A 10,381-nucleotide genomic window follows, 5' to 3' on the forward strand; every position below is an offset into this window, starting at 1 on the left:
GCGGCTGTGGGAAGCGGCCTTGGCCGCGAATGCGGCGTTCGGCGTCCGCCTACTTCGCTGGCAAGCCCGCTCCCACAGCGGCGATGTAGAGGGCCAGCAGGAAATGCTAGAAGTGCTCTTCTATATCCATGCGTTTGTGGGGAATGCCGATGATGTCGATTCCCCACTCATTGATTACATAGAAGATTAAATGGCTTCCTTGAGGATAACAGTGGTAGCCCTTCTTGATATCCTGTCGATGACGCCCCCGCGCCGGATTTTCCGCAAGCCATACAAAACGTTGTTCCATGTTCCGCATGTATACATCGCGCTGCGCCCGGCCCCAATTGGCTGCTGTATATCGGGCAATAGCAATGAGGTCATCCCTGGCCCGGAGTGTTACCCGATATCGAGTGCTGTTTGGCATCATCCTGATCCCTGATCAGCTCATCCATGCTGAAGTTGTCAACGTATTCACCACGAGCCGCCTGCGCTTCGCCTTCCAAGAGATGAGCGCGCAAAGTCGCCAATTTTGTCTGGCGCATTTCCAGAGTACGTAACCCGTCCCGGATCACTTCACTGACGGATCCGTACCGACCGCTAGCGACCTCTTCTTTAACAAAGCGCTCCCAATGGGAGCCCAAGGTCAAACTTGTCGTAGCCATGGCTGACTCCTATTCATATTGAGCAGTTATGAATATAGCGCGAATTTGGGTATGCCGTGAAGCTGCTATTCACCCTCTCCAGGCACGCTACCGCCACAGGGTTTACCGTCGGTTCCCTGAGAACGGGTGGGCAGTGTTGGCCCGGTTGCATTGTATGGCCGCCGATCCGGTTGGCCATTCCCCATTTGGGGGATGGTCTAATGGCGACTGACGTCCTTGATGGACAGGATTAACTGGTGCTGCTTGTGCAGCATGCCCATCAAAACAATTACTCTTTCCTGGCCATCAAAGCGCTGGAATACCGCTTCCAGATCCTTGAACGGACCATTTTCAATGCGCAGGGTGTCGCCAGGAGCAAAGGCCTGCTCCTGGTGCTGACTTTCGGTACGGGTTTGCAGTTCTTCCACCACCTGGTCGGGCACCGGCACCGGCTGGTTGCCGAAGGTGACCAATTTTTGCACCCCACGAGTGGAGCGCACCGTGTGCCAGCCACCGGCGCGATCAAGACGGATGAACAAATAGCCGGGGAACAACGGTTCCTCACGCTGGATACGACGTCCGGCGCGCAGGCGTTCCACGGAGAGTTCCGGGAGAAAGCAGGTGAAACCCTGGTTTTCCAGGTTTTCCCGGGCCCGGTAGTTCTGGTTGGCGCGGCACTGCACCACATACCAGGCATTCTGACTGGCGGCGGTGTTCATGGCGGATGAGCTGGGGTCCAACATAATTAGCCGTGGCCTCTGGAGGCGGGCCGGCATGGCGTGGCGGCCCATGGCTGTCGCCGGGCGTCCCAAATTGTTTGCCTGCTCATGCCGATCGCATCCTTACGTCTTCACTGATTACGAACTACTCGGCCTGGCCCACGACCATTCCAATCGCGCCAGCCGCTCCGCACTGTACTGAGATCCCCCTGACCCTGGATATTGAGCGGATACCGGTTTGTGAAGTTTTTACAGCTCTGTAACACTCCGCCGCTGCTAACACCGCACCAGGTTTCATCACGTTTAGCCCGCCAGGGGCACGATACTACCGGCACCCGGATTCGTTCACAATATTATTGTCGGAGGGCTATTTTAGTAGTCTTTCTTGACCCTTTCCTGACCACGACGTTTTCGCTAAAAGTGTTGCCGCTTCAAGGGGTTGGGTTGGACGATCGTACTCTTTTATCTAACCCTAAAGAATTAATAAAAAGAAAACGACAATGCTTTTTTATTATTTCCGTGATTATTATGCGAGGGGGCGCGGTATACATTCGCCAGCAAGCTCGCTCCCGCGGCGATCCACGAAGCCGCTGTGGGAGCGAGCTTGCTAGCGATTGCTTAAGCAAAGAACCAATAGATATTGAAGCCCCCAGCCAAAGCCCTACCATACCGGCTGCCAGCCGGCATTCATCAGCAACGGAGGATTCAATGAGCGACAGTCCTTATCAGAAGCGCGAGCACGACGCCAAGGCCGAGGTGATCTGGCACCAGTCCCATCTGACCAAGGCCGATCGGGCCAAGGCCAAAGGCCAGACCCCCAAGTGCATCTGGCTGACCGGCTTGTCCGGTTCCGGCAAATCCACTCTGGCCAACGCTCTGGAAGTGGCTCTGACTCAGCAAGGCAAGCACACCTATCTGCTGGACGGGGACAATGTGCGCCATGGCCTGAACAAGAACCTGGGCATGAGCGACGAGGACCGCACCGAGAATATCCGCCGTGTCTCCGAAGTGGCCAAGCTGATGGTGGACGCCGGCCTGGTGGTGGTGACCGCGTTCATCAGCCCGTTCCGCGCCGACCGCGATGCCGCCCGCGAGCTGTTCGAGGACGGCGAGTTCGTGGAGGTGTTCGTGGACGCGCCGCTGGAAGAATGCGAGAAGCGTGACCCGAAAGGGCTGTACCAGAAAGCGCGCCAGGGCATCATCAAGGAATTCACCGGTATCGACAGTCCGTATGAGGCACCGGAGAAGCCCGAGGTGGTAATCAACACCGCGGAGAATGATATCGAGACCTGTGTGAAGCAGTTGATTGAAGGGATTGGGGTTTAAATTCGCTGGCAAGCCCGCTCCCACAGCGGCTCCGTAGTTTGTCTCACACAACAAGCATGACTACGGAGCCGCTGTGGGAAGCGAGCTTGCTCGCGAATATTGTTTCGACAGAATTCAGAACGGCCAGACCAGCGGGATCAGTGTGATGGATACCGCCCCCGCCAGCAGGCTCATGGGCACACCGATGCGCAGGTAATCAGTGAAGCGATAGCCACCGGGGCCCATCACCATCAGGTTGGTCTGATAACCCAGCGGCGTCATGAAACTCGCCGAGGCAGCAAACATCACCGCGACGATGAACGGCGTCGGGCTCACCCCCAACTGCTCCGCCACCCCCAACGCCAGCGGAAACACCAGCACCGCGGCGGCGTTATTGGTGATCAGCTCGGTGAATAGCGCCGTGATCACATAGATCAACACCAACGCCATCCACGGCGAGGTGATATGGGCGCGGAACAGGCCGTCCACGATCCAGCCCGCCGCCCCGCTCTCTTCCAGCGCCGTGCCCAGGGCAAAGGACGCTCCAATCACCACCAGCACCGGCAGGTTCACACTCACATTCATACGGGCGCGGTTGACGGTGACACAGCGGGTCATCAGCAGCAGACCGGCGGCCAGAAACGCCGCTTCCAGTACCGAGAACCAACCCAGCACGTTCATCAGAATCATCAGCCCTAGAATACCGGTGGCCAGCGGCGCCTTGCGGAAGTCCGGCGGCGTGGAATCCCGCAGCGGACTGACCAGCATGAAGTCGCGACGATAGCGGTACTGCTCGATAAAGCTTTCGCCAGTGTCCAGCAGCAGCGTGTCGCCCACCTTGAGCACCCTTTCCCCCACCTTGCCGGGCAGGCGCAGGCCGTGGCGGCTGATGCTGAGAATGGCGGCCTGGTAACGGGTACGGAAAGCCGCTTCCTTGACGGTCTGGTTAACGCCGGGGAATTCCGGGCCGATCACCACTTCCACCAGACAGCGCTGATGGGTGTTGAGGTTCAGTTTGTGCACGGCGCCGTGGGCCGGCACCAGACCGTTGATGCGCTGCAGTTCCCGGGCGGTCTCCGGAGCGCCGATAAAGGCCAACTGATCGCCGGTTTGCAGCTGCATGTCCGGGCCCACCGCGGTATAGAGATGGCCATCGCGCTGGATCTCGGTGAGATAACCGTGGGTGAGATTGCGCAGGCCGGCTTCCTGGATGGTCTTGTTGTGCAGCGGGCTGCCTTCGGGGATGCGCATTTCCACGTGGTATTCGCGGGCGTTCTCCAGTTGTTCCACCAGCCCTTCCCGGCTGGGCAGCAAGCGCCGCCCGAACAACAGCAGGAACACGGAGCCGATCACCAGCAGCGGCAAGCCCACCCAGGTGAGATCGAAAATATGAAACCCGGGCAGCCCTTTTTGCTGCACCAGGCCGTCCACCACCAGGTTGGTGCTGGTGCCGATCAGGGTGCAGGTGCCACCGAGAATGGCGGCGTAGCTGAGCGGCATCAGCAGCTTGGAGGCGGACAAACGCAGACGCTGAGCCCATTCCTGCACCGCCGGGATCATCATCGCCACCACCGTGGTGTTGTTAAGGAAAGCACTGAGCAAGGCGGTGGGCGCGATCAGACGCAGCTGGCTGCCGAAGGCGGTTTTGGGCTGGCCGAGCAGCTTATGGGCCACCCAATAGATGGCGCCGGTATCCCGCAGCGCGGCGGCCACGATGTACAGCACGCCGACGGTCATCAACCCCGGGTTGGCGAACCCGGCCAGGGCCTGCCGCGGGGTGATGATGCCGGTGACCAGGACAATCACCATGGCCCCCATCATGGTCACTTCCGCCGGTACCCGGTTACTGGCCAGGGCAATCAGTACACCCAGAACAATCAGCAGTGTGAACAGGATTTCCGGAGTCATTGGTCAGCGAGCGCCCGTGGTCAGGTAGCGGATTACCGTAAAGCCCCCCATGGTACTGGCTCGCATATTCCATTCAATGATTGATTGGCTATGGGCATATAGCGCTTGGGTCTGAGTGTGGCTTTGCTGTGGGAGCTGGCTTGCTAGCGAATTGCCCTTACGTATGAATAAAAACATTCGCGAGCAAGCCAGCTCCCACGGAAAGCGCCTCAGCTCTTATCGCTACTGTACTTATAGTAGCTGTAATAACCGTACTCGTTGGAAGCACGGCGTTCAATGCAGTTGAGGATGGCCCCCTTGATGGTGACCTTGTTCTGCTCGAAGCGATTGATGGTGACGTCGATTTCCTTCACCGAGTTCTGGCCGTAGCGGGCCACGATCAGGCTGGTGCCGGCCATCTGACCGACGATGGCGGCGTCGGTTACCGCCAGGATCGGCGGTGTATCCACCAGCACCAGATCGAATTGCTCGGAGAGCTTGTCCATCAGCTCGCCGAAGCGTTTGTGCATCAGCAGTTCCGCCGGATTCGGTGGAATCTGGCCACGGGAAATGAAGGACAGGTTTGCTTCCTTGGTTTGCACCAGTACCTGATCCAGGTCCACTTGCCCGGAAAGGAACGCCGACAATCCGGTATGGCCGTCATTCTCGAAATAGCGGTGCAAATGGCCCTTACGCATGTCCGCATCCACCACCACCACGCGCTGCCCCACCTGTGCCAGCACCGCCGCCAGGTTGGCGGTGACGAAGGACTTACCCACCCCCGGGCTGGGGCCGGAGATCATCAGCACCTTGTTGTCCGCTTCCATCATGGCGAAATGCAGGCTGGTGCGCAGGCTGCGCAGCGCCTCAATGGCCAGATCGCCCGGATCCTTTTCCGCCAGCAGGGAAATCGGCTCGTGCTTGCCCTTTTTACGGCGGCGCAACGCCGCCATCACCCGGTCCAGTTTCTGCTGATGTTCGGACAACGGCACCGCCGCGTAAACGGAGATGCCTTGCTCTTCCAATTGATCCGGAGTTTCCACGCCGCGATTGAAGGCGGCACGGACCAGTACATAACCCACCGACATCATCAAGCCCAGCACACCAGCCAGGGCGGCTATCAGGCCTTTTTTGGGCTTCACCGGCTCTGGTTGCACCAAGGCATTGTCGATAACACGCACATTACCCACGGTACTGGCCCGCATGATGCGCAGCTCCTGCACCTTGTTCAGCAGCGCCACATAGATTTCCTGGTTCACCTCGACGTCGCGCATCAGCCGCAGAATTTCCTGTTGGGTTTCCGGCAGTTGATTGATCTGTTTGTTGATTTCCGCTTTCTCGTTTTCCAGGGAACGGCGCTGCTGCAGCAGGGTCCGGTAAGCTGGGTGTTCACGGGTAAAACGGGCGGAGACTTCGCTTTCCTTGATTTTCAGTTCGTTGAGCTTGGCTTCGATGGCCACCAGCCGCTCCAGCACGGACTGGGTTTCCAGGCTCAGGTCCACGGACTCGCTCTTGAGGCGGTAAGCATTGAGCTTTTCTTCCGCGCTGGTCAGCGTGCTCTTGATTTCCGGCAGCTGCTGGTCCAGGAATTCCAGGCTCTTTTCCGCCTCCTCGGCGGTGCGCTGAATATTCTGCAGCACATAGTTATCGGCGATGGCGTTGAGCACGGCCCGGATGCGAGCTTTATTGGTACCGGTGTAGCTCATACTAATGATACCGGTCTGTTTGCCCACCTCGCTCACGCCCAGATTAGCGCGAATCCCATTGACCACCGTGAGCTTGGAGTATTTGATCAGAAGGAGCTCTTCGTTACCGGGCTGCCATTCGCCCAGCTCCAGATGGATGCCGCCGTCCTCGCTGCGCAGAGGTTGATCCGCTGGGCCCTTGGCCACTAATTCTTCATCATAATAAAGCGCCGGCTGGCCGTCCTCGGACTTCAAGGTGAAGGGCTCATCCAGCAAGCGGTCCGGCACATTGAAGTGGTTCACGGTGACGTAGGTTTGGCTATCCCGGAAACCGGCGAACAGCGGCACCTGGGTCCCTTCCGGTGCTGGCTCCGGTGCGCTAAAAGCACCGATCAACGGCAATCGGTCTGGTGCGACACCGATATCCATGTGCAACTGATCCACCACCTGCCCTAGTACCATACGGGAGCGGATCAGTTGGATTTCCGCTTCGGAAGATGAGTCTTGTGTCAGCAACTCAGTGAGCTCACCAAACCCCGCCATACCACCGCTTTTGGGTTCTACCTGAAGCAGGCCATCCGCCTTGTAGATCGGCGTGGCGACCACGCCGTAGGCCAGCCCCAACAGTAACGCCAACACCGTGGTGCCGATGACCAGCCAGCGGGCGTCCATTAACAGGCCCCACAGGCGGCGCAGGTCGATTTCGTCGTTGATCACGTTGAGGCGGCCGGAATTATTGGTTTGCGGGCTGCTCATAGGGAAAGATCGTTCCTTTTGATCAAAGTTTGCCGGCCCAGGCCTCGGTGGCCTGCCGCAGCATGGGGTAGATGCGTTCGAACACTTCCCGCCCGCGGCGGAAAGGGTCGGGAATATCGTGGCCGCCGTTCCAATGACTCAATAAAAATGTCTTGCCACTGGCTTCGGGGAACTCACTGATGATGCGATCGCGTTGGCGGGTCTCCATCACCAAAATCAGATCGACATCGCGACACAGGGCACTGGTCAGCTTGCGACCGCTGTGCTCACCGCAATCGAGCCCGTTGGCCCGGGCCACGTCCCGGGCCGTCGGGTCCATATCGTGCCCTTCGAGGCCCACCAGGCCGGCGGAGCTGACTGCCTTTTCCGGTTTCAGCTCACGTAATAACGCCGCCACGGTGGGGCTGCGACAGATATTGCCGTCACAAACGACCAGGATGTTCTCAAACATCAGTCGTCCCGATCCCTCAGCCGGTCTTCGGCCAAGGCCCCGTAGTAAATCATTTGAACGGTTGGCAGGATGTTCTGGATCACCCGATTCCAACGGGCCACCGGCGCCGCCGTAATATAGACAATATCGCGGGATTGCAGATTGAATGCATCCGCCATCACCAGGGCCGTCGCATCCTTGGCGTTCAATTGGTAGACGTCAACCAGATGCTCGGCTCCGGGCTGAGCGCGACGCACCACGAAGACGCCGGAGGCGTCCGCGCTCTGCTGATTGAAGCCGCCCACGGTGGACAGAGCTTCCGCCAGGGTCAGCCCATTGCGGGTCATGGGTACCGGTTTCGGTTCCTTCACCTCACCCAGCACGAACACCTTGTTATCTTCGTTGCGGGCCACATGCACCACATCACCGGGGCGCATCAGCACGTTATGGGCCGGGTTGCCTTGCTGGTACACCGCTCTCAGGCTCAAACGATAATCAGCACCGTCCCGGCTCAGATCCACATCGGTCCAATCCGCTTTTTCACCCAGGCCGCCAGCGGCGTTCACCGCGTCCAACAAACGCATGGGCACGTTGGTGATGGGGTAAGCCCCCGGCTGCTTAACCTCGCCGGTGACATAAACCTTCTGACTGCGGAACGCCGCCACGGTGACGTCCACTTGCGGGTCTTCGATATACTGGGAAATGCGGCTTGTGATCAGATCACGAATTTCGGTGACTTTCAGACCGTTGACGTCGACTTTACCCACATAGGGATAAAAGATGGTGCCGTCATTGTGCACCCAGTTACCTGCTTCGGAAGGGCTACGCATGGAACCGGCGGGAATGGTCAGTTCCGGATGGTCCCAAACGGTGATTTGCAGTACGTCACCGGGGCCCACCCGGTAGTCATAGTCTTCCGGCTCCCGCAGCAGTTCTTCCGGGGGCATCAGGGGCCCTTCCTGTCCCGTCCGCCGCAGGATGGCGGTGCTGATTTGATGTATTTCCACCACGTCGGGCAGCGCCTCGGCTTCCACGCCGTCGTCTTCGCTGAACCAGCCCGGCGCATTGGAAATGTGCGCGCCCGGCGCGAAGGCACAACCGCCCAGCACTCCCAGCAGGGCAAAGATCGGCAGGGACTTGATAGTTGTCGTCATAGTCACCGGAAAGTCCTGTTACCAGTCAAAAGTACGGCGCCATTGCGCCATGGCGGTCAACCGTTCGCTCTCGCCAGCGAAGGTTTCCACCGGATCGTCGGTGGCGGCCAAAGCCCAGGTGAGCCGCCCCCCGAGAAAATCGTGTTCCAGACGCAGCTCACCGAGGAGCACATCCTGCTCCTCCACGGCCTGGAGGATTTCAGCACCGTCCGGGTGCACCTGGGCCCGTTTGCCACCATCCACATTGAGGGTGGCGCTGCTGAGGGCCGCGGTGAACACCACGCCGCCGCGGAAAAACTGCTGCATCCCCAGGGTCGCCACTTTGGCGTCGCTTTCCCAGGTGCTGGCCAGATTGCGTCCATAATATCGGAAGCCGCTGGTATATCTTGAATGTTCGTACATCACGCCTTCACGGGCATTGCCGAACAGATCGCCGGCCACGGTGTTGGCGCCTTCAATAAAGAAGCGCTGACTGCCCTTACCCATATGGGTGAGGAAGTCGAAGCCGAACTGGGTGGCGTATTTGGACGGCATATAGCCGGCCTCGTCCTCGCCCATGGCCTGGCCATAGAAACTGGTGGGCACGCCGAACAGCGGAAAGTTTGCACGGAAATCAAAGCCAGCAATCTGGTTACTGGGGTCTTGATCCTGCTGCCCGTTGTCCTTGCCGATGATGGCATCCCCCAAAGAATCCCAGCTTTCGGAGCCGCCCTCTCCACCCCATTGGAACAATCGGGTGAAGCCGATTTGCAGGAAGGAGGCCGGACGCAGAGTCAGGCGCCCCCCCAGCAGTTTGGCATCAGGGATGGTACGGTCCTGCTCCAGTTGCCCACCGAACATTTGCAGATCCCAGGGGCCAATCCAGTTGAGCCATCGGGACTGGGGTGCGTACGGGGTTTGGCGGCTGACCCAGAAGCCCGCCACCGGGCGGGCATTGGACGACCAGGCCAGGGAGCTGTGCCAGCCCGGGCCCCACCAACGGTCGATGGCGCCGACGCCCAGTTGCCAATTACCGAAGCGGCCGGCCACGTAGCTGCCGTCGGCGCGCACTTCACTCTCATCACGGTCGTTGTCGATGTATTGGGCTTCGATGTTGGCGGCCCAGCGCCGGCCGGTGTAGCTGACGGCCATGCGGGCATCGGCTTCACCCATGGGTTGGGAGCCGAAATGGGAAAACAACGGTTCCTGGTTGGCGCCGCCGAGTGTCAGTGTGGCGGTGCGGGTCTGGCCCTTGGCCTGATCCATGGCGGCGCGCAAGTAGGCGGCGTGATCGGAACTCCCGCACTCTTCCGGCATGCCGGACATACCCACGGCAATCGCCGACCAGTTCAGGGGCCAGGTCAGGGTCAGGCCCTTGAAGCAGCCCATGGCGGACAGCGCTTCCACATGGTGCCTGGCTCGCAAATCACCGGTTTCCACCCAGGGCGCGGCGTGCACCCCGGACACCCATCCGGCCAGCGCGACGATGGCGCTGCCTTTTAACCACTTAGCCCAATCAACCACTGGGGATCCTTTTCCAACCCGTTGTGACACTCCTTCCGGAGCGGGATTATGACCCGGCCGTTACGTCGTGAATACGGCGGCAGGCGGCATTTTACATCGACTTTACCACCGGATGGCTATGCCAGCAGCGATTCTCCGATCCTGCCCGGCCCGAGGCCCTGCTCATTTCGCCATCGCAAACCCCGGCGCGCCGTGTTCCGTTCGACAGAAATCGGCATGGGGTCCTGCTCCCTGCGCTTCAGAGCAACAGGCTCAGGACTCTCTGTTACCGGTTTATGACCGCCCCCCGGGGCCGGCAAGCCAGGACGGTACCGGCGGG

General features: G+C 59.6%; 10 protein-coding genes. 2 read left to right on the forward strand and 8 right to left on the reverse strand.

Annotated features, from left to right (window positions below; translation table 11 throughout):
* Positions 1 to 190: hypothetical protein (locus A6D6_RS22030; RefSeq protein WP_236564202.1), on the forward strand; the 190-nt coding region annotated here is incomplete at its 5' end.
* On the opposite strand, the gene A6D6_RS20920 is transcribed toward A6D6_RS22030, so the two are convergent.
* The 3 genes from A6D6_RS20920 to rfaH all read right to left on the reverse strand — a co-directional run bounded on the left by A6D6_RS20920 (position 107) and on the right by rfaH (position 1,366).
* Positions 107 to 409 carry a type II toxin-antitoxin system RelE/ParE family toxin gene (locus A6D6_RS20920; RefSeq protein ID WP_369412923.1) on the reverse strand — a complete coding sequence of 101 codons (303 nt, stop codon included), beginning with the start codon at positions 407 to 409 and terminating at the stop codon, positions 107 to 109. The two genes, A6D6_RS22030 and A6D6_RS20920, sit on opposite strands and share 84 nt — an antisense overlap.
* The gene (locus A6D6_RS20925) at positions 360 to 644 is read right to left on the reverse strand and encodes a type II toxin-antitoxin system ParD family antitoxin (protein WP_051015456.1); all 285 of its coding nucleotides are present in this window, start codon (positions 642 to 644) and stop codon (positions 360 to 362) included. Before A6D6_RS20925 ends, A6D6_RS20920 begins: the two co-directional genes overlap by 50 nt.
* Positions 645 to 841: 197 nt before the next feature.
* Entirely contained in the window at positions 842 to 1,366 is a 525-nt protein-coding gene (rfaH, locus tag A6D6_RS20930) for a transcription/translation regulatory transformer protein RfaH (protein ID WP_236564201.1), read from the reverse strand.
* A gap of 684 nt (positions 1,367 to 2,050) precedes the next feature.
* On the opposite strand from rfaH, the gene cysC reads away from it, so the two are divergent.
* Entirely contained in the window at positions 2,051 to 2,668 is a 618-nt protein-coding gene (cysC, locus tag A6D6_RS20935; protein ID WP_026950059.1) for an adenylyl-sulfate kinase, read from the forward strand.
* A gap of 114 nt (positions 2,669 to 2,782) precedes the next feature.
* On the opposite strand, the gene A6D6_RS20940 is transcribed toward cysC, so the two are convergent.
* From A6D6_RS20940 to A6D6_RS20960, 5 genes are all read right to left on the reverse strand, one after another.
* Entirely contained in the window at positions 2,783 to 4,555 is a 1,773-nt protein-coding gene (locus tag A6D6_RS20940; protein WP_159661777.1) for an SLC13 family permease, read from the reverse strand.
* Positions 4,556 to 4,764: 209 nt separating this feature from the next.
* On the reverse strand, positions 4,765 to 6,975 hold the full coding sequence (locus A6D6_RS20945) for a polysaccharide biosynthesis tyrosine autokinase (protein WP_159661778.1): 2,211 nt from the start codon (positions 6,973 to 6,975) through the stop codon (positions 4,765 to 4,767).
* A 22-nt stretch (positions 6,976 to 6,997) separates the two neighbouring features.
* Complete coding sequence (locus tag A6D6_RS20950; RefSeq protein ID WP_159661779.1) at positions 6,998 to 7,426, reverse strand: low molecular weight protein-tyrosine-phosphatase; 429 nt, start codon at positions 7,424 to 7,426, stop codon at positions 6,998 to 7,000.
* Entirely contained in the window at positions 7,426 to 8,559 is a 1,134-nt protein-coding gene (locus tag A6D6_RS20955; protein WP_097057882.1) for a polysaccharide export protein, read from the reverse strand. Before A6D6_RS20955 ends, A6D6_RS20950 begins: the two co-directional genes overlap by 1 nt.
* Before the next feature lie 18 nt (positions 8,560 to 8,577).
* On the reverse strand, positions 8,578 to 10,062 hold the full coding sequence (locus A6D6_RS20960; RefSeq protein ID WP_159661780.1) for a capsule assembly Wzi family protein: 1,485 nt from the start codon (positions 10,060 to 10,062) through the stop codon (positions 8,578 to 8,580).
* Positions 10,063 to 10,381 lie beyond the last annotated feature (319 nt).

The organism is Alcanivorax xiamenensis (assembly GCF_009846745.1).
GTDB classification, from domain to species: domain Bacteria; phylum Pseudomonadota; class Gammaproteobacteria; order Pseudomonadales; family Alcanivoracaceae; genus Alloalcanivorax; species Alloalcanivorax xiamenensis.